15 protein-coding genes are annotated in these 23927 nt (G+C 51.6%); 3 read left to right on the top strand and 12 right to left on the bottom strand.

Annotated features, from left to right (window positions below):
* The 3 genes from OHL19_RS22915 to OHL19_RS22905 form a co-directional block, all read right to left on the bottom strand.
* Positions 1–212: hypothetical protein (locus OHL19_RS22915; RefSeq protein ID WP_263360181.1), on the bottom strand; the 212-nt coding region annotated here is incomplete at its 3' end.
* Between the two features lie 496 nt (positions 213–708).
* On the bottom strand, positions 709–1485 hold the full coding sequence (locus OHL19_RS22910) for a glycosyltransferase (protein WP_263360180.1): 777 nt from the start codon (positions 1483–1485) through the stop codon (positions 709–711).
* A 150-nt stretch (positions 1486–1635) separates the two neighbouring features.
* The gene (locus tag OHL19_RS22905) at positions 1636–2991 is read right to left on the bottom strand and encodes an O-antigen ligase family protein (RefSeq protein WP_263360179.1); all 1356 of its coding nucleotides are present in this window, start codon (positions 2989–2991) and stop codon (positions 1636–1638) included.
* Positions 2992–3521: 530 nt separating this feature from the next.
* Here OHL19_RS22905 and OHL19_RS22900 point away from each other — a divergent pair.
* The gene (locus OHL19_RS22900; RefSeq protein ID WP_263360178.1) at positions 3522–4301 is read left to right on the top strand and encodes a hypothetical protein; all 780 of its coding nucleotides are present in this window, start codon (positions 3522–3524) and stop codon (positions 4299–4301) included.
* A 112-nt stretch (positions 4302–4413) separates the two neighbouring features.
* Here the strand turns inward: OHL19_RS22900 and OHL19_RS22895 are convergent, their stop codons facing one another.
* Positions 4414–9537 (bottom strand): chitobiase/beta-hexosaminidase C-terminal domain-containing protein, encoded by a 5124-nt coding sequence (locus OHL19_RS22895; RefSeq protein ID WP_263360177.1) that lies wholly within the window; start codon positions 9535–9537, stop codon positions 4414–4416.
* A 963-nt stretch (positions 9538–10500) separates the two neighbouring features.
* On the opposite strand from OHL19_RS22895, the gene OHL19_RS22890 reads away from it, so the two are divergent.
* Positions 10501–12297 carry an ABC transporter ATP-binding protein gene (locus tag OHL19_RS22890; protein WP_263360176.1) on the top strand — a complete coding sequence of 599 codons (1797 nt, stop codon included), beginning with the start codon at positions 10501–10503 and terminating at the stop codon, positions 12295–12297.
* 195 nt (positions 12298–12492) lie between these two features.
* Positions 12493–13200, top strand: coding sequence for a methyltransferase, TIGR04325 family (locus OHL19_RS22885; RefSeq protein WP_263360175.1), 708 nt, complete (start codon positions 12493–12495; stop codon positions 13198–13200).
* Positions 13201–13242: 42 nt separating this feature from the next.
* Here OHL19_RS22885 and OHL19_RS22880 read toward each other — a convergent pair whose 3' ends face one another.
* The 8 genes from OHL19_RS22880 to OHL19_RS22845 form a co-directional block, all read right to left on the bottom strand.
* Entirely contained in the window at positions 13243–13776 is a 534-nt protein-coding gene (locus tag OHL19_RS22880; RefSeq protein WP_263360174.1) for a DsbA family protein, read from the bottom strand.
* A gap of 9 nt (positions 13777–13785) precedes the next feature.
* Positions 13786–14253 carry a redoxin domain-containing protein gene (locus OHL19_RS22875; protein ID WP_263360172.1) on the bottom strand — a complete coding sequence of 156 codons (468 nt, stop codon included), beginning with the start codon at positions 14251–14253 and terminating at the stop codon, positions 13786–13788.
* Between the two features lie 101 nt (positions 14254–14354).
* Positions 14355–15095 (bottom strand): SDR family oxidoreductase, encoded by a 741-nt coding sequence (locus OHL19_RS22870; protein ID WP_263360171.1) that lies wholly within the window; start codon positions 15093–15095, stop codon positions 14355–14357.
* Between the two features lie 179 nt (positions 15096–15274).
* The gene (locus OHL19_RS22865; RefSeq protein ID WP_263360170.1) at positions 15275–17458 is read right to left on the bottom strand and encodes a CHAT domain-containing protein; all 2184 of its coding nucleotides are present in this window, start codon (positions 17456–17458) and stop codon (positions 15275–15277) included.
* 290 nt (positions 17459–17748) lie between these two features.
* Positions 17749–18591 (bottom strand): hypothetical protein, encoded by an 843-nt coding sequence (locus tag OHL19_RS22860; RefSeq protein WP_263360169.1) that lies wholly within the window; start codon positions 18589–18591, stop codon positions 17749–17751.
* 44 nt (positions 18592–18635) lie between these two features.
* Entirely contained in the window at positions 18636–19397 is a 762-nt protein-coding gene (locus OHL19_RS22855) for a zf-HC2 domain-containing protein (protein ID WP_263360167.1), read from the bottom strand.
* Positions 19394–19990, bottom strand: coding sequence for an RNA polymerase sigma factor (locus tag OHL19_RS22850; RefSeq protein WP_263360166.1), 597 nt, complete (start codon positions 19988–19990; stop codon positions 19394–19396). Before OHL19_RS22850 ends, OHL19_RS22855 begins: the two co-directional genes overlap by 4 nt.
* An 868-nt stretch (positions 19991–20858) precedes the next feature.
* Complete coding sequence (locus OHL19_RS22845) at positions 20859–23762, bottom strand: TonB-dependent receptor (RefSeq protein WP_263360165.1); 2904 nt, start codon at positions 23760–23762, stop codon at positions 20859–20861.
* Between the last annotated feature and the right edge of the window lie 165 nt (positions 23763–23927).

Below are 23927 nucleotides of genomic sequence, written 5' to 3'. Positions count from 1 at the left end.
CCGTTATCCCAATAATTAATCGACCCAAGATTCAACCCAACTCGCTTCGTCGTCGGACGCACAATCGACTGATCATTCAATACAACACTCTGACACTCAACTCGCAAGATACATAACTGCACAAACAGAAACGAAAGAAAAAATGCCAGCGAAGCGCTCAAAATTTTGCATGCAGGAGCTTTTTTGCTCGACAGGTGGGCAAATACGTTCATAAGAAAACTCCTCGAGAAATGAAGCAAAGCTTGAATGACCGCTATCACTCGTTCCGCGACGATTGGACAGCCGACAGTGTATTGCACAGGCAAAAACGGAAAACCCGTTACTCCAACGCAAGGAAAATTACCCTGGTGCAGCTGGATGATTACCTAAGTGCTACTAAATTGGTTACCTTGGGTTGCCGTTTCCAATTATACGCAGCAGTAGTTCGGGGACAAGTTACTTGTGCATTACAAGGCAGGAATTATCTTTTAATTGCCCATTCTGGGCCAGAAAGTACTATAAAGCTCACTGATTTCGGTTCTTTAGTAATGACCGTTATGAAATTTTCTCATTAAGTCAGGGGTTGTGCCCAGCCTTTTTGTATATTTTGCGCAAAATTGTATAGCTTTTTAAATTACTTCCAATCCCACCTTTGGGGGAGATGGTTTGTGCTCTATATAAGTTTGAAGATATAGGCGAGACATTAAAGGCAGGAGATAACAGGGCAATTCAGCTCAGATATTTTTGATGAATACGAATGATATCGAGAATCGCGCGCACGAAATCGCCGGAGTGGAGTTTAGATCCGGCCACGTCGTCCCACTTCATCAGTGGTAGTTCAAAGATGTACTGCTCCATCAACTTTCGATTTCCGTGTGCTGCACGAATTGCCCTGGCCACTATTTCGACATCGAATATCCATCGCGACAGAAAGGGCTCTTCGAGAATCTGTGAGAAGGTAGGATCGACGCGGAATAGTTTTGCACCGCATTGGGTGTCGTATACGGGGACATTCAGGACAATAGAAACAACTGTTGCGAATAATCGACCGAGATAGTGACGGCTCGACTTCCGCCTTACCTGCCTGCCCAGGAGACGTACTCGCGCTCCAAAAACCATTTGCAGAGTGCTGTTCTGATTGAGTTTTCGCACAAAACGGGGAATCTCATCGAGAGGCGTCGCAAGATCGGCATCCCAGAAGCCGACATATTTTGGCTGGATTGCGAGCATAGCGTGTAGCATACCCAGGCGCACGGCCTCGGCCTTGCCGGAATTTGCCTGGAGATTGAGAAGCGAAAGTCCGCCCAGAGTAGAAGAACAGAGCTTTTCAAGCATGCTGAGAGTATTGTCTGTGCTTCCGTCATTGACGAAGAGAAACGAGATTTGTGGATGCTTTTGAACAAACTCCAGGAACTGAGCGCGAGGCAAACGAGATTCTTCGTTATAGCAAGGAATAATGATGCAGGCTTCCAGTGCATCGTTATTACCCGTCGGGTTCTCGCTCATGCTTATCCGCCATCCTTGTTTGAATCTGCCCAAGGGCATCGATTAACCAGAATAGCAATCCTGGATGATTTCTACTTGCGAGGGAGCACCATCACACGCTGATGGCGCTGGTTGCGATACATGTTGCGATGCGGAGTTACGTCTCTCGCGCTAGGTAAGTACACGCCGAAAGAGAAAGCGTGTGGGAACTGGTTCAGGAGCTGAGTTGTGGACTCGCTCCTCTTGAAGGGACTGACTCCAACCAAGCAGGAAGAACGTGATTAGAGGAATCTGTTCTCCCATGTATACGGTTGTGAGACTAAAGAATACAGCAGTAAGCGCGCCCAGCATGCAGTAGGCGAATACGGTGTCTTCCCTTCTTCTAAAGCGAGCGGCGAAGCCGAGGAGAGTGAATCCTGACTCGCCGATAATGAGCAGGAATGTATAGAAGCCCAATTGCCCCTGGCTGAGCTCGATCAACAGGTAGTTGTTATCGATAGAGCCCTGACCGTTGACGGTGGGGTGATTCAGTATTCCATAACCGAGCAGGCCGCCAGCCTCTACGACTGGTTTATAGGCTTGCAAGAGGAGCACACGATAGATAGCGCTCGACTGGCGTTCGTCCGTGACTTTGTCCTCGCTTACGGATGTATAGCTTTGGAAGTAGCTATAGGCGGAGATTCCGCCGATGAGCAGAATCGTTCCCACGATGGCCGCGCCGATCTTCATGTTGCGAAATCTCGGGATGCACAGGATGAGGAAGCCAACCCCTACGCTCATCAACGGGCCGCGGGATTGTGTCAGATAAAGAAACCCAAAGAGCACGAAGCCAGGCAGATGCCATTTTTCATATTTAGCGAAGTTAGCGCCAAGAGTTGCCAGCCTTCCTGTCTTATTGACGTAGACTAGCCAACTGTTGAGAAGGAGAACAACTGCAAAGACGATTCCGGCCAAAATTGTGTCGCCAAAAGCGGCTGCGATACGGGCGTGGCCGCCGCGCATTTGTACGAACCATGCTTCATCCAGCCGAAATATAGTGTTGCCGATGAGTAGCCAGGGACTCTGCCCCATACGATATTCAAACAAGATGAAGGGGGTGAGAGCAAGCAGCATCATCACAATCATCTTCACCGTTTTAAGGCGCAGATGCGGCTCGATCACGCGCCGGCCGACAATGTACGCAGGAATAAGGATGATGAGCGTGTTGGCATAGAGGAGCAGACCACTCTTAACGTCCTGCTCACGTAACAATTCGCTTGCACCCATGGAAAGCAAGTAGAGCGCAACCCACAAATCCATCCGGCGGAACTTCCACTTACCTATTGACTTGAGTCCGAGTGAGACACCAATAGGAAGAAGCGCACCCTCGGCGGCAGAGAACGGGGGAAGATGAGGTAAACGAATTGCATAGTACTCGGGCAACACGAACAGGCAAGGCAGAAAAACATACAGGAACGCTTTTTCTTCCTTACCCTGAACAGCAAGGTAGAGCGTGATGAGCAACGGAATTAGAAATAGATAGGCCAAAGCTCTCCACGTTTTACGAGGCTATTGTAAAAAGGCGCCTCGTATTCGGATGGTGTGGTCAGATCACGTCAGGAATGCAATTCAGGTTCATACTAGCAGTAGCCTATTTATTGTTCCAAGAATTTGAGCAATGGCAAATGCCCAAATGTAATCAAGAGACTCCCCTTTAGCGTCATTGACACTGCACTATGCTGCTGCTTTAATACCCTCATTCAGAATGCAATTTGACTTTCGCGGCTCCATTTGACTTTTGTGGCTCGTTGATCGGGAGTTCCTGCAATAAATCCTGGCAAGGATCAGTTTTAGGAATTGGATGAATTTGAAACGATATGCTCGTTTGTCTTTATGAAGATCGACCTCAACAGGTAGCGGGTCTTAAAGTACTGCTGCTATCGCTGGCGCGACACTGCCCTTCATGGCCAGTCCGATTACGATTTCCGCGCATCAGCGAAGACTTCCGCCAATGGTTAGGCCAATTTCCGATGTTGACCTTGCTGGAAGAACCTCTGCCTCTTTCCGGAAGCTACGATGTGAAACCAACTGTTCTGCTGGACTGCCTGGATAGCGGCGCGAGCGAGTGTCTTTGGTTGGACACAGATGTTCTGGTGAATGGAAGTCTTGAATTACTGACAGGGGAAACGCCCGATACCGTGATCGTGACCCAGGATCCGTGGGAATATGCAGACGGATCGACGCGCCGTAGCGAAACATGGGGGCTGACTCCAGGCCGTTCGCTGCCGGGGCCGCTCAATAGCTCGGTGGTTCGGGTGACGCCACAACATGTGCCCTTGCTTCGTGCATGGCAGGCGATCGTGGCAACGGATAGCTATCGGGCTGAACAGGCCAAGCCTGTTGACGAACGCAATCGGCTTATACTTTCGGATCAGGATGCGCTCAGTGCGTTGCTTGCGTCGAAGGAGTTTGCTGCGTTACCTGTTCGACGATTACGTCATGCTTCGGAGATTTTGCAGCATCATGGGGCTGGGGCTTATGCGACGAAACAGCGCTGGGAAAATCTGAAACATGGTCTGCCTCCATTGCTTCACGCGATGGGATCAGTGAAACCGTGGAAGATGCCGGAACAGCCCAGCTTGCTCAAGCAGCCGCGGGACTATTACGAGCGCGTCTATCTTGAGCTATCTCCTTACGTTCACATGGCGCGTCAGTATCGCGATCGGCTGCAGGAAAAAACGAATTGGTTAGAGATTCGTACGATAGCGGGACGGCTGAGCACGATCATTACGATGAATCGTCCGGTGCTGAAGGGCGCAATTCAAGCGGCTATTCATCGAAAATTTTCGGTGGGCTGAGAAGCGTTATTCACGATCACATGAAAGAGCCTGCCCAATTAACTCGGGCAGGCTCTTTCATGTTGCCGCAAATCGTTGTCACAAAATACTGCCACAAAATTTGTGGAGATGCTCAGTTGGAATTGTATGTCCAGGTGAGGACGTTTTGAGTAGCACTGAGGCCACCTGTGCCACCTGTAAATCCTACGTACGCAGTGTTGGCCCCTACCACGGTGGGAATATTGATGGGCCAACTATTGGTATATGTAGCAGCGGTCGTCTGATCGGTAATAGTCATGGTCAGCGTCGTGCCGTTATAGACGATGTGGACTGCCATAACGTCCCCGCTATGAAGATTGATTCCGGTTGAACTCAGATCTATCGATGGAGTCGTGGGCGCTGCGCCATTTTGATAAAGTCCCGTAGAGTCTGCGCCCTCGCCTGCATTGTTGTAGAGATCGAATTTGATGGCGACACTGTTGGTTATCCCACCATAGCCGAGAGAGGCACCGTTGCCTCCCAGCGAATTGACGTTGCTGGGGCTGTTCTCAATGGCAAAGGTCATACCATCAGCGGAGGCGTTGACCTGCTGGAATGTAAAGTCAGTTGTGAATGCAGTGACGTTCATCGGTGCCGCGTACCATGCGGATCCTGCTTGCGCACTGCCGCCATTCGTCAATTGTGCCATCACACCGCTGAGAGCCGCGGTTCCATTCATAACAACTTTGGCTCCTGCTGAAGCGAAGCCAGATGCGAGGTTGATGCTGGTTGCGGGAGTCTGATTTTGAATCGTATAGATAGCCGAGGCTGTAGCGCTGTTGGAGAAGCCGGAAGCTATGGCAAGAGCTTTCAAAGTCTTGGACGCGCTCACCGAAATGGGCGTGGAATAAACGGCGGAGGAAGCTGTAGGTGTTGTGCCATCTGTTGTGTAGTAGATGGTCGCACCGGATGTTGCGTCATGGAGGGTAACGGTCTGTGACGTCGAGTAGGTTCCGGCTACAGGCGTAAACGTTGGAGTGGCAGCCAGTGGCGCAATTGTGTATGTGGCAGTACCAACTGAACTAGTGGCGTAACCGGAAGCTATGGCGATTGCCTGCAAAGTCTCTGTGGCACTCACTGTGATGGGAGCGGTGTAGGCAGCAGACGAAGCAGTTGGCGTGGAACCATTGGTGGTGTAGTGAATGGCCGCGCCAGGAGTGGTGTCACTGATGGCCACGGATTGAGCGGTGGCGTAGGTTCCGCCTGCTACTGCAAAGGTGGGCGTTGCAGCAACGTTGCTGATGGTAAATACGGCGGTAACGAAAGCGCTTTGCGTAAAGCCGGTTTCGGTGGCCATTGCAATAATCTTCTCCGAGGCGCTCACTGTAATCGGAACTGTATACCTGGTCCCATTGGCGTTAGGCTGCAATCCGTTGGTCGAATAGAAAATCAATGCATTGGGGCTGGCAGAGGTTATGGTGACGGTCTGTGGCCCGTTGAATGTTCCGCCGGAGGGACTAATCACCGGTGCACCGGTAATGTAGGTATACGTCTGAGAGGTGATGTTGCTCGTCGTTTGTCCAGGAGCAATGGCCAGCGCTTGCAGACTGGCTGAATTTCTCACCGGGACTGGCCCGGTATATTTGGCAGACTTCGTTGTAGGCGCACTATTGATTGCGTAGTAGATCGTCGCACCTGGAGTTGCGTCGGTAATTGTGATGGTCTGCACGGCATTAAAGGTTCCGCCCTGGATGTTGAAGATCGGGGCTGTGGTCTGACCGGAAGTATTGATCGTGTAGGCAGCCGAACCGACCGTGCTATTGGAGTGTCCGGTTGCGACGGCTATGGCGTTCAAGGTTTCGGTTGTGCTGACCATAATGGGCGCGGAGTACAACGTCGAGGAGGTTGTAGGCATTGTGCCATTGGTGGTGTAGTAGATCGCCGCGCCGGTGGTGCTGTCCGCGATAGAGACGGTCTGGGCGCTGGCATACGTTCCCGCTGCGGGCGAGAAGGTCGGCGTCGCTGTAGTAGTTGTGATCGTATAGGCAGCCGAACCGATCGTGCTATTGGAGTGTCCGGTTGCGACAGCTATGGCGTTCAAGGTTTCGGTTGTGCTGACCATAATGGGCGCGGAGTACAACGTCGAGGAGGTTGTAGGCATTGTGCCATTGGTGGTGTAGTAGATCGCCGCGCCGGTGGTGCTGTCCGCGATAGAGACGGTCTGGGCGCTGACATACGTTCCGGCAGCTGGCGAGAAGGTCGGCGTTGCTGTGGCAGCAACCGAGATCGTGTAGGCAGCCGAGGCTACAGCACTGGTGGAGTTACCTGTAGAGGTTGCTATTGCCTGTAAGGTCTCTGTCGAGCTAACAGTGACAGGCGTGGAATACACGGTGGAAGAGGTTGTAGGCGTTGTGCCATTCGTAGTGTAGTAAATGGTCGCGCCAGTGGTGCTGTCCGCGATAGATACGGTCTGGGCACTTGTGTATGTTCCTGGGGCCACGCTGAAGGTTGGAGTGGCAGTCGTTGCAGTTGGTGTTCCGCTGGCGAAGGTCCACGTGAGCACTTTCTGGCTCGCTGAAAATCCTCCGGTGCCGCCTGTGAAGCCGACATAGGCGGTGTTGCCCCCAATAGTGGAGGGGATATTAATGGTCCAGCTCGTCGTCCACGAGGCGGCCGTCACCATATCGGTAATGGTCATGGTCAACACGGTTCCGTTGTATACGAAATGCACGGCCATGTTGTCGTCACTTTGCAGATTGATGCCCGTGGCACTGAGATCGATGGAAGGCACAGTGGGCAGAGCGCCGTTGAGATAGAGTCCGGTAGAATCATTTCCCTCGCCCGCAGAGTTATAAAAATCAAACTTGATGGCAAGAGAATTTGTGATGGTCGAGTAACCGAGCCCTGAACCGTTTCCACCGATCGCATTTACATTTTGCGGCGCATTTTCAATCGTGAAGGTCATCCCGTTCGCTACGGGGTTTGATAACTGCATAGTGAAGTCAGACGTAAATGCCTGAATGTTGACCGCAGAGTGATAAAAGGCGGAGCCGGCTTCGCCCGTGAGACCATTCGTCAGTTGCAGGCGGGAATCGTTCAGAGCGGCACTTCCGTTGAGGACTATCAATCCAGACGAGGCTGCAAAGCCCTGACTGAAGTCGATGCCTCCTGCACCATTCTGTATGGTGTAGGTCTGCGCGAGAGTTGGGCTCGGTCCCAGACCTGTCGCTACGGCAAAGGCAGTAATCGTCTCTGTAGAACTCACTACGATAGGAGACGAATACACCGTTGAAGCGGTCGTAGGCGTACTACCGTTCGTCGTGTAGTAAATCACGGAATTCACCGTCGCGTCCGTAAGCTTGACGGTCTGGGCTGATGAATAGCTGCCGGTCGGCGCGCTGAAAATGACCGCACTTGTTTGCGAGACATTCGTATAGGTCACGGATGATTGTGCGCTCAGGAGAAGACCGGAAGAGCTGGCAATAGCGTGAATGGTCTCAGTTGTATTAACCGAGATGGGTCCTGTATAGACAGGAGAGGATGTTGTCGCAGCCGATCCGTCAGTCGTGTAATAGATGATTGCGTTGGGGGACCCATCTGTGATGGTGACGCTGATGGTGCCGTTATACGATTCTGTTCCAGGCGTAATGGATGGCGAGTCGGTTTGCGTTACTCCGTTGAGCAACCCGTAGAAATCCACCTCTCCGGCTGCACCTACAAAAACCATGCCATCTGCGATGGTAGGGACCGTGAACTTTACAGCAGGACCGCCGGCATCACGGGCAGAGTTTGTAGAACTGGAGTAGAGCATGGACGCGACGTTACTGGCGTCATGAGCCTGAAGAATCGCTGCGCCATTGTTGGGATAATTTTCCGAGTCGATGGACCAGACTATTCCCTGGCTTGTGCCATTGGCAGAGATTGAGGGAGTTGCGCCGGGATACCCGTACTGCTCGGCAGACTTGGTTGGCGTGGTGGAAAGTAGTCCATTTATGAGCGGAAAAGATTTTAGATAGTCGAAGCGACCCCAATAGTAGACTGCGCCGTTAAAGTACGCAGGAGTGCTCCATACACCAACATTGCCGACGGAGTATGCCTGCTCCTGCACTGCCTGGTCGGTAGTGAGGTTATAGCCTCCCATGTTATCTCGATTGAGTAGATAGAGCGTGCCACCTTTGCCTGCCTGCACTGCCAGGTGCGGGGTGCTTCCGGTCGTTTGGGTAGGAATAACAATCATGCCACCGGATGCGATATCGCCGTCTTCGGCGTTCAGTGAAGCCTGCTGATTGGTAGTGAATTCATCGGTAACTGTCGGCGAACCGTTGGTCAGATCGAGATTCAAATGACTGTCGCCGAAGTCCATGCTGGTGGTATAGGGCTTTACCGCGTCGTAGTCCCCATTACCGGTTGGCACGAACATGCGCCCAAACGGCTTGTTTACAGGGTCTAGCTGATCTGCGGCCAAGCCTTCACCTGACATCCAGAAGCCCGAACCTGTTCCATTCGGCGAGGCATTGAAGGCTCCGGTCTGCTTCAGATTAGTGGCGTTATAGCCAAGTATCCATCCGTGCCAGGGGCCATTATCGCCGTGGGCTGCAAAGCCGATATAGACGATGCCATTGAGCAGCAACAGGCCGGGGCGCTGATTTTCCCACAAGGGATCAAAGGTCAGAGATCCATTAACGCTGCCGTTTCCTGTACCTGGAATGGTTGCGGTAAGAACAACCGGACCGCCAAATTTTTCCGCCCCCGTAGTCACATCGAGAGCGTGTAACCGTTGGACGGCAACGCTGCTTTCATATGTCTTGCTTACAACGTAGAGAGTGCCCGTCGACGGATCGATAACCGGTGTGCCGGTGATGCCCACCTCAGGAGAAATGTCCGATCCAACGACGGTGGATGGAACAGTGGTCGCTCCAGAGGCTGCGCCGAAGGCAGTCGAAAGAAGAGCATCATGCCATAACGGACTGGCGTCGGTTCCAACATTGGAATCGGCATCGAAAGCGTAGACGCTGTCATGCTCGGTCGCAACGAAGACTACATTGTGGGTAGCGCCCTTAACGGTAATTGCATGGAGATAAAGAGGCTGGGCATAGATGAGGCCATCCACGGGCTGCGAGAAAAGTTTTCCAAAGGATGTTGCATTTACATTCGAGGTGTTGAGGATCGTTTCCGTCTGGTTCTGGCCGGTACGCCCGATGTCATTGTGATAGGTCGTTACGTTGGTCTGCGCATTGCCATTCTGGACAGCAAGAGTCGCGAATAGAATCGCGATCATGGAGAGCGCTAGAGACTGGCAGAAGTTCCGTGAACCAACTACGATTTTTGCGCAGCCTGATAGCGGCGCCTGGATTGACCTGTTATCAACGAACGAGCCTACTGCTAGCATCTTTACTGCCTCCAAGACAACTACTTTCCAGTGTTACGTTTTCAGTGCTACGGCACACGAATACAGACGGTTGATGCGTTGGTGCTTCCAGCATTTTGCGCTCTGAAAAACGGGGCAGGTGGAGTGAAAGTTCGATGTTACAAGGCTCCCGTTTCGAAGAGATCCTGGCTTCGTAAGATCCAGGCTCGGCAAGATCCAGGCTTCGCGCTACCGATGAATTGGAATGGCTCAACCTATGGGCATGACTCCAGTGGGCATAACTCCAGGTAAGACATGTGTCCGCATGGGACAAGCATCGGACAAACCCTTAACTTAGCTGGTGACCTTTGATAGATTCTCGCACAAATATCATTGTGTACTGTCTGGCCTATTGGGGGGATACAACTTTTGTCATTTTATTAACGATGGTAGTAATCGAAATTAGATTACTTTCTTTTCCCCATAGCCTTTTGCTCCGTTATGATACACATCAGAAATATCTTGACGGATGGCTGCGCGTTCTATCCATCTCAGGTAGCGTTCTGCTCGCAAGAACGCTACCCCTGACTCGACAGGTTATTCGGATTAACCCGTTTGAAACATTTCACGGGGCAAGCATGGTCGGGTGCACCTGGACCACCACAAAGGAGTTATTTGGTATGTCCTGGTGTTCAGATAGTCTTTAGCAGTGGAGCGGACCGGATGTGAGTGTCCGTTACTTGAACGAGTTCAAGGAGAATCATCGTTACTTCCGGGAATCCAGTTTCGCACTCTCATTCTACCGATGCCAGGGTTGGTACGACTGCTTCGTCGCCGGCTAGAACCGGCCCGCGCAGTATGCCTTCGATTCAGTCCATTCTCCGGCCGAGGTGGATGATTCTGAGCGTATGCCTAGTGCTGATGCTGATAGGCCAGTTGGCACGGTTTGCAGTTCCCTACTGTACGACGGTTCTGATTGATAAAGTGATCGGCCAGCACCGTGGAGACCTGCTGCATCGAATCATCCTCGTGGTGGTTTTGGCTACAGCGATTCAGGCCGTATGCGCTTACACCTTGACGCAGAAGTTATCGCGCGCCTCGTGGAATTTGATCACGGATCTGCGGATCGAGGTGCAACGGCATATCAGTCATTTGCCTGTCGCTTTTTACGATGTAAACCGCGCGGGTAGTCTCGTTTCGAGAATCATGTCAGATGTGGAAGGTATTCGCAATCTGATTGGAACGGGGCTTATTGATTTTGCCGGCGGTTTGCTGATGGCGCTGATTGCGTTCATTTACGCACTCCACATTAACGTCAAGCTGACACTGCTTACGGTTTCGTTTATGGCTGCGTTTGCGCTGGTGCAACGCAAAGTTTTCGGCATCATCAGGCCGATTGCAAGAGAACGCGGGGAGATCAATGCTGAGGTGACTGGGCGCCTGACGGAATCCCTCAACGGCGTGAGAGTTATCAAATCGTATCGGGCTGAGAATCGCGAGTCTGAGGTGTTTGCACGCGGCGCCAACCGGTTGCTTGCGAATGTGATGCGCGCAGTGAACAAGACGTCTTTCACGTCCATGATGTCCACCGGAGTGGTGGGACTGATTGCTGCAACCATCATGTTCATGGGGACGAGAGAAATCTATGCGGGAAAGATGACCCTGGGTACATATGTCGCATTCACGATGCTGCTGGTGTACATGGTTTCTCCCGTTACGCAGGTGGTTTCAATCGGTACGCAGATATCCGAAGCGATTGCAGGGCTCGACAGAACTCAGGAGATTTTGCGCGAGGCTGAAGAGGATGATGATCCTGACCGCACGGTTGCGATCAGGCCACAGGACATTCGCGGGCATGTTGAATTTCGCGATGTACGGTTTGCGTATGAAAAGGGCAAGACCGTTCTGCATGGCATAAGTTTCAATGCAGCGCCGGGGACGGTTACGGCATTAGTCGGCTCTTCGGGCTCTGGTAAATCCACAATTATCGGTATGGTTTGCGCATTCAATAAGCCGGATGAAGGGACGATCCTGGTAGACGGGCTCGATTTATCTACGCTTCAGTTAGAGGGATTTCGCAATAGCCTAGGGGTAGTTTTACAAGAGTCTTTTCTCTTTGAAGGAACCATCCTCGAGAATCTTGCGTTTGCGCGTCCGGATGCATCCCATGAGGAAATCATGCGAGCTGCATCGATTGCACGCGTCGATGAGTTTGCAGTTCGACTGCCGGGTGGCTTCAATACGATTGTAGGAGAGCGCGGAGTAAAACTCTCCGGCGGACAACGTCAGCGTGTTTCTATTGCACGCGCAATCCTTGCGAATCCTCGCATTTTGATTTTGGATGAAGCGACTTCAAGCCTAGACTCCGAATCGGAATCGTTGATCCAGGAGGGGCTGAAGTACCTTGTGGAAGGCCGCACAACTTTCGTCATTGCCCATCGCTTATCGACGATTCGAAGCGCGGATCAGATTTTAGTGATCGAGAATGGCAGCGTGGCGGAATGCGGGAATCATCATGATCTTTATGCGCTGCGTGGCCGCTACTACGATCTGTATACCCGCCAGCATTCACTCGAATCGAATTTGTTTCTCGCGCCTGGCGAGGGAGATAAGCTTCCTGAAACAGACACGTGGGAAGACTCCGCAACGAATGACGCTCCGATACAAGGCCTTGCGCAGAAGCAAACCTAAAAGAAACCATTGCAGGCAATTCCCTGCTAATTCGAAGTTTGCGGAATCGTCCAGTTCACCAGACTAAGCCCCAAAAAATTGAGGGCGAACCCAAGAAACATGAATTCTCAAGGACTGTAACAGATGCATAGACTGACCCTGAAGTTGCTGAAAAGCCCACCCCTTTCATTGATCTTCAGGACTCCGTGGATAGGGATGTATTCATCATTTGCCGCAGCTTTGGCGGCCATTCCGACAGAGTGCCGAATCGGATACGACCAGGAAGAGACGAAGAATGTATTCCTGCATTATCCAACGGCTCGTGTACGCCCGGCGGATTACCCAATTCTTCTGCACATTCGAAACCTGGCTAAGCCTGGGGGGCGGGTGCTTGATCTAGGCGGGAATATCGGAATGGCGTATTACACGACGCTGAAATATTTTCCGTTGCCAGAATCGTTTTCGTGGATCGTGTGCGATCTGCCCAAAGTGATTGAAGCGGGGAAAGAAGTAGCTCAACGTGAAGGAAATCCCAGCGCTGGCCTTAAGTTTATTGCGACGCCTGATTTGCCCGGGCTTTCCGGTGCGGATGGAAAATTCGATATTTTCTTTTCGAGCGGCACTTTGCAATACATTGAAACTCCGGTGGCGGAGACATTGCGGCAGCTACCTGAGCTTCCTGAGACAGTGTTGATTAACCGTATTCCGACATGGGAAAAAGCACCGCTCTTCACCGTGCAGGATATTGGATTTTGCATTTGCCCTTACCAGATATTCAATCATCAGGCATTCGTCAAATCTATAGAAGATCTAGGATACCGATTGGTGGATGACTGGAACTGCCCGGAGAGCACCTTCTCGGTGAAGTTCCATCCTAAGGTTCGGCTCAATTCTTATCACGGCTTCTACTTTACGCGTATTTGAAAACAGCATCGCGCAATTTGGATTTGCGCGATGCTGGATTCACTATTGAGTCTTTGCAATTTCTTCTTCAATTACTTCAAGAAGAGATTGATAGTCTGACCCTCTATCGATGCGTCTGCCGTTGAGAAAGAAGGTCGGCGTCCCGTTCACACCGCTGCGAACTCCACCAACAAAATCGGCGCGAACACGTGCCTGATACGCCTGACTTTCCAGGGCGGTATCTAACTCCTTCGGCACAAGATGGAGGTGCTTCGTCAGCTTATGCAGATTGGCTAGTTCGAGATCGTTTTGATTTTCGAAAAGCAGATCGTGCATCTCCCAGAACTTACCGTGCGAGCCTGCAAACTCCGCAGTCTGCGCAGCAACTTCCGCATGGGGATGCATCTGGCTCAGGGGAAAGTTACGAAAGACGAAGCAGAGGCGATCTCCAAAATGCTTCTGAAGGCGCTTGACCACCTGATATGCTGCTCCACAATGGGGACACTCATAGTCTCCGTATTCAACCAGTGTGCATACGGCTTCACGATTGCCTTCGGCGTGATCTTCCGGACTAACAGCAACGGTCAGTTTGGCCATAATATTCCCTTATTCTGACAAGCTTTCAAGCGCCTGAAGTATGCCCTCGGCCCCTGGATTAATTGCGATGGGAGAACAGTAGCTCCAACGAATGATGCCATCTTTATCAATCACAAAGAGGGCTCGTTCGGTAATGCCGTCCTCTTCGCGATAGGCACCGTAGCTACGTGCCACTGCACCTTTGGGCTCAAAATCTGCAAGCAGCGGAAAATGGAGATTGCGATTTTTCGTGAAGGCCTCATGACACCATGAGCCATCGACGGAGATGCCCAGCAGTTTAGCACCATGCTTCTGAAACTCCGGCAGGATCTCGTTATACAGAGCCATTTGATCGCCGCACACTGGGCTCCAATCTGCTGGATAAAATGCGAGGATCACGGGCATGCCGCGCAACTCCCGGAGTGAGAGTTTCTGGTCAGGTGTAACGGGTAGACTAAAATCCGGAGCCTGCGTTCCGGGAGACAAAACTTCGCTCATTGTGCTCTCCGTTCGTTGGTTATCAATTGTTGAAAATCCCCGACAACTAAATTTTCTTTTGTTGGGGATTTGATCGTATCGCTTCTACAGCCGAACGTATATTACCAGCTGAGCGAATTGCCCAAATGGAAAAATCCGCCAGTGGGTCCGTCATCCGGCAGCGTCGCCAGCTCTACTGAGGTCTTTGCGCCTTCTACGATATCCATCACTGCGCCTTCACCGCCCATGTCTGTTTTAACCCAGCCTGGGTGCGCAGAGTTGACCTTAATCTTTGTTCCCTGCAATTCGTGAGCGAGGTGAATGGTGAATGCATTGAGTGCCGTCTTGGACGAATCATAAGCGAAGGTTTTCGCATCATAGATTGGCGAACCCGGAGTGGCATGCAGCGTCAGTGAAGCAAGAATGCTGGAGAGGTTTACGATGCGACCGGCGTTGCTCTTGCGCAGCAGTGGCAGCAATGTCTGAGTCAAAGCGACTACGGCAAAAAAGTTCGTGTCGAATGTCTTTCGCAGCAGTTCAGGCGAAGTGGTGCTCGTTGCATTCCCACTACGCGAGTCGATCAGGATACCCGCGTTATTGATGAGGATATCGAGCACTCCAAACTCTTGCTCAATGGCTTCAAATGCCTTCTTGTAGTCAGCGGGATCATCCACATCGAGCTTCAAGAGCTTTGCGACAACGCCATCTTTTTTTAATTCTGCAAGAGCAGCCTCACCTTTGGCTAGATCGCGGACTCCGACCAATATGGTGATACCCAGCTTCCCCAACTGGCGAGCTGTTTCGAGGCCAATTCCTTTGTTTGCTCCGGTGATCAGGGCGATCTTCTTTGTATCAGTGCTCATTTGATTTCAGCTCCTTAAATTTCGTAGATAGATCTTGAACTCACAGCAGTGAGATGCTTTTCAGGCAAAAAGGCTTCGCACATCCACAACATTTACGACTCGGTGGTCAGTTCTGCTCATCCGTTTAAGTATGGCGTTCACAGAACGAAGATTATTGTATCGCCTCCATGCAGGGGCGCCTACCGGCCGACATAAAGCTGAAATGGAGCCCAATAGAATGGCCTGCGGAAGTTCCCTTTGGAATGCAACAACGCCAGCTTGGATGCTCGCAATGCTGTGGCAGGAGATAATCCGCTCTCCAGACCGCTGTAGAGACCGTCCATCAATCGCGGCGTTGATTCATCGCTCACATCCCACAGAGCACCAATCGTGCTATGGGCGCCGGCGCGCAGGAAGGCCCACGACAGGCCGACGAGACCTTCACCAGCGTAAGAGCGGGTTCCGCTGCTGTAACACGCAGCCATGGTGACCAGGCGCGCGTTGATGGGATGCTGGAGGATGTCTCGGGCATAAAGTTTATAGCCGTCCGGGGCTCCTCTGCTGCTGGAAAGAATAACTGCCGAATCCAACGGGCTAAGGCGGCTTGCTGTTCCGTGAGCGACAAAGTGGATGTAAGAGTATTGCTCCGGTTTGGCTGAGAGGTAAGCAGCAGGGGTGGCGTGCTGGCGAGTAAAGACGGCCTCTTTGAATGAGGGAAAATGCTTTTGAATTTGTTGAATCTCTGAATATGCCATCGGGAGATCAGGATAATCAGGGTCAGGCGAAACAGCATCGCCCATGAGCAATAGCTTGCCATCGCTTTTTATTGCGGGCTTCGCCGCAGTGACCATGCGAATCGATGGCGCAGAGAGGATGGTTGCGTCTTCGATCCAGTAATGAGGTGTAGGTGAGGAGACGAGCAGCGTTTCGAAATTCAACTGGCTAAGTTCTCCATCGGCAAGAATGATCACGGGACGGTGCGCGGAAATGAGATCGGAGACTGGTGCTACGAGCATGTTGTAGAGGGCTGATCCGTCCTTGTTCTCATCTTTTAGAGGATCTTCAAGTTTGAGCAGCGCGTTGTTATAACGAACGATGATCGAGCTGATTTCGCGCTTTGTGGGCAGAGGCACGACTTCGGTTTTGTCTGGAGAGACGGCCCATAGATAGGACTGCTTTTCGCCGAGCCAATAGAAGAGCAGAGTTGCGTTTGCGTTGCGGGCTATCTGTGTCGGACTGAACGGAAGGGGTTGAACATTTTTGGAATTCTGGATGAGACCAAGACCTTGTTCGAGTGTTCGGGCGCGGCTCCAGTCGGCGGCTTCGAGAGCTACGACGGACTTATGCTGCATGATGAGGAAGTGAATATAGTCGTCGTAGATGCGTGCTGCGTTTGTCACAAAGGACAGGCGTGAATCATCCTGCTTTAGTTCTGCGCGAGCACTCTCAAAACTTGCGAGAGCACTTTGATATGCGTGCTGTGCGGAGGATCTCTGGCCCTGAGTTTCATACATCTGTGCCAGGGCATGTTCTGCTGCCCACTTCATCGATATCTGGCTATCGGGAGCGGTTTCTACTTCATGCAAAAGGTTGGAGGCTCGATCCCAATCATGACGAAGTGCGGCGGTCTCGCCCAGGATCAAATGGGAATTAAGCATGTCGACGCGGTTACCGCTTTGCTGCGCCATCTTCCAGGCTTGATTGGCGTAGTGATCTGCATCCTCTAATCTTGTTAACCCGCTGTATATTTGTGCCAGATCCATTGAGGCGTTTACTATCTCTTCTTTATTATTGATCTGGCTTGCAAACTGAATTGCATTCTTATAGGAACGCTCTGCAAGTAGGAGCTGCCCAGTGCTGGCATATACGTTGCCGGCTGAAGTAAGCCACGCGATGCGTATCTCTGTGCTTCCCAAAAGTGCTGCGCGATTTTCCGCTTCGAGAAATAACTCAAGCGCCTTATCTGGATCGCCTAAACCATAGTAGGCACTCCCTTGATTTCCGAGAGCACTTTGCGTCAGATCATCCGCCCCTAACTGAACCGCGTCGCGATACGCAGACTTTGACCAATCCAAAGCTTCGTCGTAATGCTCCTGCTGTAAGGCGACCGCACTGAGGTTTATAAGCGCCGTTGTTTCGAGTAGTCCATCTTTATGGGTACTTGCATACTTTAGGCTTTCCAGGAAATCACGCTTGGCCTCAAGCTGCTCGCCGCGTTCAAGGGCTATTACTCCTCGTGCACGGATAATGTCTCCACAGGCGCTGTAGGACTCGAAATCACACAAGCGATTTGCCTCAGCTATTACTTGATTCGCCTCGGCGAGGCGATCAAGATGCGTGAGCGCAACACTCCGCAACGAAAGCTCTTCGACACGAGATTCCATGTCTGGAGAGGCTATCGTGTTCACACTAAAAGATTGCAGGACTTGATCATTTAATCCACGCCAGAGCATGGACTCAGCTTCTAAGATCTGGAACTTCCTGGCCCACTCGGAACTTGAACCAGCAAACCGACTACGCGCCCTCGCCGCCTCAACTTGAGAATCGGCTAGAGCTCCCTGAAGAAATAACTGTCTTATATGATTGTAAGTAGATTGTGCACATTCCGGGCCTATATCTTTCAACCCAAGCAGAGCGAAAGATACAAGCAGCCAGATAGCAAAGAACAATAATGTCAGGGTCTGGTGACGCCGTTGGTCTTCGTTGTTGCTACTCCCACTTTGCCTGCCGCTACGCAGCCCATGTGCGCTTCGATCATGTTCAGACCTACTGTTGTACGGTGGGGTGTCCCCTTCTGGAAGTCCTCGTGGTGGACATGGACTGCTGCGAGGTGGATCGTTCCGAAGTTGGGCACATGGATCACATGCCCTGCTGCGTGACCAGGGATTGTGCCATTTACCTGATTGACCAGGGAACATTCCAACAACCCCGAATCCTTATTCTCTTCTGGACGATTGTATCCCTGACGTACTTCTTCAGGAAGATTTTCATCCTTGAGGATGCGCTTACGCTGTTGGGCAATGCGATCTGAGAGGCTACGATTACTGGTGTAGGGCGCGTCCTGTTCGGGCTTAGGACCGAGCATTTTCAGATCCAGATCGAGATGCACGGGATGTCCAGCGATGCGGAGATTTTCGAAGCGTGTACCGAGGAAGTTGATCGTTGGCACGTGGCCGATCAGGGGATGCTCCGTCGAGATTTGAGCGACTACTCTGTCGGCAGTGACGATCTCCAGGATATTGAGGCCTTCAATGACGGAGGTGGCCAGAGTGCTCCATCCATGCCCGGGCTTCGTCTCTTTATTGCCTGCAACCTCGGTGTATGCGGACTCAAACGATATCGCCTGTTCGAGATGAAACTTACCTGTCCGCTGCGAGTTATAACCGCCAGCTTGCGGAAGGCTCAGAAAGACCTGAGGCTCGATGCTTCTGTTCAATGGCAGGGTCAAATGACCTATCAACGCCTTGGCTTCAGCATGGTAAGTGTGCTCTCTTCTTACGCTTTCGGATTCCGCCATGAATATGTTCTGCCTTTCGTCCTATCCCATTTTCTCGGGAGCATCTACTTTTGAATCTGAAGGTCAAAGGTACTCTGTTCGACTGGGACGCTCTCGCCCCCTGATGTTACACCCTGAATCGCAAGTTTGTACGAACCTTCTGTGAAGATACCTCCGGGAATCCAGAGCGACCAGGAAGCATCTGGATTCGCAGTGGATGCTGCTGTTTTCGTCCAGACACGTTTGCCGTCAGAGTCGTATAGATCAAACGTATAAGTGGGATAAATCGTGTCCTGTGGGACATTGATGATCAACGCTCCACCCTGCCTGCGGTCAGCGACAATAACCTGGTGGCCGCCGCGGGTCGCGTTATGAAGCGTGGTCCAGGGAAGCAGCCTTGGTTCGTTCGCGGCTGTTTGCAGCGCTGGATAAGTAACAATATTCTGATAGGCGATAACAGCCAATAGGGCCGCGAAAGCTGGAACCAGAAGCGCTGGGCGCAACCATGCAGAGAAGGATGAAAACCAATTCTTCTGCGTGGCCGCGGGCTTGATGGGCATGATGGACTGCGCAGGCTGCATATCTGCAACCATGCTTGGCAGCACAGCTTTTGCGTGATCGATAAACATCATTCCGGAGCGTACATCGGACGCGCATTCAGGGCAATCGAAGAGATGCTCTTCATAGGCGTCGCGCAGCTCCGGGTTCAAATCTCCTAGCAGATAGCGCTCTGACGCCATCATCGTAATTGCCTCATGATGATCCATGGGTTCGATTTCCTCTCCGCCATGTATGACAAATGGCACGTGATCTCTTGTTGATTTCATGCTTGTTTCACCTTTGAGTCGATGGGAAGGTGGCTTCCTATGCGCCTTAGATAAGTGGCCTTGAATACTTTCTTCGCTCTATGTAACAAGACGCGAAGATAATCGGAGTCCACTCCAAATTCGCGGCACACTTCATCTCGATCTCGTTCGTCGAGGAAAACCGCCTTCAACAACAACCTGTCTTTGAGAGGCATTTCTTCTAATACCTCTCTAACTTGCTCTTCGGCCTGTTTGGATTCGGCAAGATCCAGACTGCTTCTTCCGGTAGCGGGCAACTCGGGCTTGCCTTCTTCATCAAGCGAATCACTGCGCGAAGATTGCCGATAGTGTTCAAGCAGGACATTGTTGCAGACCGTATTGACGAACGGGCCAAGCCGCTCGGGCTGGCGCAGGCCTCCATCCTTTCGGATGATGGCTAACACGCGAGCGAAAGTCTCCTGGCGCACATCTTCGATGGCCTGTTGCGATTGGAGCCGAGAGCGCAGCTTCATGTGAATCAAATCAGTGAAATAGCAGACGAAGTGCTCCTGTGTGCGGAAATCTCCGGCACGAAGGCTCTCCAGATAATCTGCATCGAACGCTTGAAATTTCAAGGTGGCGGCCGTCCTTCTAAGTGGACGCAAGTATAGCATCGCGGCAGGGAGCGAGGAACCACCATAGGGAGCGATTGATTGCGAGTGTAACGGCTGTGCGCATGTCATAGGATTGGCCTGATGCTCTGCATTTGCAGGGGTGAGAATTGGAGCGATAACTCAACGCTCGGGACCGGAGTATCAATCGCGGAAGGATACAAAGCTTCCTGGACGCATGTCTTCCTGCACGCGCACATTCCAGAGCACGGCTGCGATATGCAAGAGGATGCTTTCCAGGCGCGGTCATTTGCCTTGTCGACTATTACCTTGTTGGCTATTTCAAGGGTGGGTGAATTGTGGCTATGGCACACGGCATATCTCCTTCTAAGATCTCTTTCCCGGAGTCTTTCTGGTATGCATCCCTGTATGCGTCGGTGGATGTTTCTTCCAATAGAAATGCGGCTGCGGCGATCGCCAGCCAATGAAGAGCCAGACCGACGAATCCATTATTTAGAAAAATTGCTGCAGGTGAAGCGATCCAGAGAGCGATGCAACAGAGCAGGGCCTGAGCTCGTCCCCAAAAGTTGGAGCTTTTATTTTGCACAATAAGATCAGTTAGATTTCGCGACTTATCGGTGCTGGAGAGAAGCTGTGTCAACCTCCAGACCACGAGTGAAGCGAGAACCAGTTTTATGAAAATTGCGCTCGTCTGCATGAAACTTCCTCCACCCCAGGCGTGCTCATCAACAGGGGCCTGATGTGGGATGGTGTCTCTTGAAGGAAAGCGTTTCAGAAAATATCTATTTTTTTAGTGCGTAATAAAAAGCGCCTTCTGCCTGGGGATACCGGCGGCAGAAAGGCGCTTTTATTCAGTGGCTTACGTTAGAGATTAGAAGCGGAAGAACATGTCCAGGTTGACTGTGCGGTTTGCAGAACCTGAGCCAAAGACGGTGGTGAGCGATGTTGAGGTGCCAAATAGCGGTGAACCGAGGACGCCGATTGGCGGAGCCAGATTGACGTGATTAAAGACATTATCGGAACTTAGGCTGAAGCCCAGGTTGTACTTTCGCTCAATCACTTTTTTCACTGGCTTAGCTGGAGTCTTTGTCGTTGCCTTGTCGTCTTTTGCAGGCGTCGGCGCTGGTGGAGGATTCTCGTCAGGTATGGCTGGTCCGAAAGAGAAATTCTTGGTCAATCGGAGATTCGTAATGAAGAGTCCGGGGCCTTTGCCGTAATTGATCGGAATGATTTTCTGACCGGCGATTGGCTGCGCATCGAAAACGCCCCATTTAGTGTGATAGACGCTGGAGCGAGTGAGGTCAGTGGCAAACGCAGGACGATCGTTGAACTGAGTGTCGCCGTTGAGATCTTCTCCTACAACGATGTTGAAAGGCGCGCTGGACTGATAAATGATGAATGGGTTGAGCCCAAATCCCCAGGGAAGTTTGGTGAATCCGCCAAGGAACAGGCGGTTGCGCACGTCATACGAGGCTCGTCCATAATCTACATGAAGATCGTACTGATTCGATGGAAACGTACCGATTCCGGCAGTATTCGTATTGACCTTACTCAGCATGTAATAGCCGAAGAGACTGAGGGGCTTGATGCGCACATTGCCATTGACGATAAGTCGATTGCGTCCTGATGCCCCTTCGGAGTCGTATTCATAGATATTTTCGTTGGAGTCCGTGGGACGAGTGCCGCTGGATGGGTCCGATGGATCATACGTTCCGGGAAGAGGTGCATTGATGTTTCTTGTCAGGAAGAGATGCTCCCCGCGGGAGAAGATATAGTTCGCGGAGAGCGAACCGTACTTGCTGATGGGTTTATCTATGCCAGCGCCAGCCATGAAGATATACGGCGAACGTATCACAGGGCTGACTTGATATACAGTTGGCGAACTTACATTTGAAGAAGCGCATTGAGCAGCGTTCGTCGTGCAGGTCGCGGGATAAAAATCGGGTAGATTCACTACAGACTCTGTTTCTGTTACGCCATTCTGCCGTTGAGCCTGTAACAGATTCGTCGATTGAAATCGCTGATAAAAGAAGCCTCCGCCGGTGCGGAGTACTGCTTTTGGAGGCTTGTTTTTACCGCCGGGGATAGCCCATGAAGCGGCAACACGAGGTCCAAAGTCTGCATGATCATGGATCTTTGTCTGAGTTTCAAAACGCAAGCCCAGACTAAGAGTGATATCCGGCTTGACCTTCCAGTTGTCTTCAGCATAAAGACCAGTATCGACGAGCGATACCGCTACGCTGGGTGTGCCGGAAGTCTGGCTGAACTGACTGGCTCCCCCACCTGCAGCGCGAATTGCAGCCGGGCTCAGGCCGTTTTTCAGCCCTTGTTCGGTGATCTGATAAGCGGCGAGTGAGGCAAATGTATATTGCCCATTGAAATTCGTGGTCGAGTAATTCGCATCTCGAACGCCACGCAGACGGCCGCCAAAGTTGAACTCATGTGTACCGGCTGTGACCTGGACATAATCCTGAAACTCGTAGTGATCCTGATTGTCGCGTGTTGAGCCCTGGCTGCTGCCACCTCCGGTAAACGCGCCCTGCACTGCGATTGTTGGACCTCCGGTCAGCGCAGTTTGATTGTTGCGGTCACGAATATATTGGAACCTTGTCTCGTTTACCACCTTAGCGCCGTAGGCCTGAGTATCGGAGATCTGCAGGACCTGCTCAGTATTGAGACTGTTAAAGGCCTGCGAAGCCAAGTTGAATTGACCCACACCGCCATTGGTCTGCTTCGTTCTCTCCAACTGATAGCGAACGCTCAACGTTTGTACTTTGCCAATCTGTTTATCGACGCGGAAAGTCGATGAAAGGTTGGTGGTAGGACTTGAGATAGCTTGCGTGAACGAGGTCTGATTCAAGGACGGATCCAGAACGAATGCGTTGACAATCGAATCATTCACAGCGTTTTGGTAATAGGTGCTTGCGAAGTAGGATGCAGTCTTATTGATTGGCCCGTTGACGTCGCCTTCAAATTGATAGGAATAATACGACGGTTGCGTCGTCACGAAGGGACTTCGCGCGTTCAATGGCGAATCATTGCCTTGCATCCATACGTCGCCGTGAAGTTTGTCCGTGCCTGGCTTGGTGAATATCTCAATTCGCCCGTAGCCGAGCGTGTCATATTGCGCTGAGTAGGGGTTCTGATTGATGCGAATTTCACGGATGGATGATTTGGGTGGCAGCTTGCCGCCGGAGAATCCATCGACATAAAACTGCGTTCCTGTCTCCGGATCGGAGCCTGCCATGGCCTGCAACTGCTGCTGCATTTCATCCTGATCATCGGACAGTGCCTGAAGGTCGGAGCCTTTCAGGACAATGGCTCCGCCATTTTTTTCAGGGCTGGAGTCGAGTGTGGTGTCGGCTGCGGAGACGACTACCTCCTGCTGATCAACAGCGATCTCCAGTGTTAGATTCAGGTGTTGAGGCGCCCCGGAATTGATAAGAACATCGTCCTTTCGCGTGGTGCGAAAGCCGGACGCCTGGACTTCGATGGTGTAGGATCCGGGAGTTAGTCCCTCGACCGAATACTTCCCTAATGCATCGCATACAACGACTACGGATTTACCAGCAGCATTCGTTATTGCCAGGTTTGCACCCGGCACGACTGCACCCTGGGGATCCACTACGGTTCCAACAATGGAGCCGCTCGATCCGGGATTGGCTAACTGGGCATTACCAACAATGCTGCTTAGCATCAATGCGATAGGGGCTACAGAAATAATTGCCGCTATCAACGAAAAAAGGGCGCGAGACAACAAGCGGTAACATGGCATAACAGAGCAAGGCACTCCTGAAAGTAGAGAAACTACACCTGAGACATCGATTCCAAGTTTGGAAAAGATGAAACTAGCGGAAAAATTGAAGCTCGCGACGCACACTTCTTCCGATGGACGATCGCAATTGTTTATGAGACGAAACAGAATGCAAAACCGCTCTAG

The sequence above is a fragment of the Acidicapsa ligni genome (assembly GCF_025685655.1).
GTDB lineage: Bacteria > Acidobacteriota > Terriglobia > Terriglobales > Acidobacteriaceae > Acidicapsa > Acidicapsa ligni.
This window is presented reverse-complemented; position numbering and strand designations above follow the sequence as displayed.

What these genes read in the sequence shown, in the direction of transcription:
- OHL19_RS22910 (WP_263360180.1), bottom strand. Translation starts at nt 1,485, where the DNA reads ATGAGCGAGAACCCGACGGGTAATAACGATGCACTGGAAGCCTGCATC.
- OHL19_RS22895 (WP_263360177.1), bottom strand. Translation starts at nt 9,537, where the DNA reads ATGATCGCGATTCTATTCGCGACTCTTGCTGTCCAGAATGGCAATGCG.
- OHL19_RS22890 (WP_263360176.1), top strand. Translation starts at nt 10,501, where the DNA reads ATGATTCTGAGCGTATGCCTAGTGCTGATGCTGATAGGCCAGTTGGCA.
- OHL19_RS22885 (WP_263360175.1), top strand. Translation starts at nt 12,493, where the DNA reads ATGTATTCATCATTTGCCGCAGCTTTGGCGGCCATTCCGACAGAGTGC.
- OHL19_RS22880 (WP_263360174.1), bottom strand. Translation starts at nt 13,776, where the DNA reads ATGGCCAAACTGACCGTTGCTGTTAGTCCGGAAGATCACGCCGAAGGC.
- OHL19_RS22875 (WP_263360172.1), bottom strand. Translation starts at nt 14,253, where the DNA reads ATGAGCGAAGTTTTGTCTCCCGGAACGCAGGCTCCGGATTTTAGTCTA.
- OHL19_RS22870 (WP_263360171.1), bottom strand. Translation starts at nt 15,095, where the DNA reads ATGAGCACTGATACAAAGAAGATCGCCCTGATCACCGGAGCAAACAAA.
- OHL19_RS22865 (WP_263360170.1), bottom strand. Translation starts at nt 17,458, where the DNA reads ATGGAATCTCGTGTCGAAGAGCTTTCGTTGCGGAGTGTTGCGCTCACG.
- OHL19_RS22860 (WP_263360169.1), bottom strand. Translation starts at nt 18,591, where the DNA reads ATGGCGGAATCCGAAAGCGTAAGAAGAGAGCACACTTACCATGCTGAA.
- OHL19_RS22855 (WP_263360167.1), bottom strand. Translation starts at nt 19,397, where the DNA reads ATGAAATCAACAAGAGATCACGTGCCATTTGTCATACATGGCGGAGAG.
- OHL19_RS22845 (WP_263360165.1), bottom strand. Translation starts at nt 23,762, where the DNA reads ATGCCATGTTACCGCTTGTTGTCTCGCGCCCTTTTTTCGTTGATAGCG.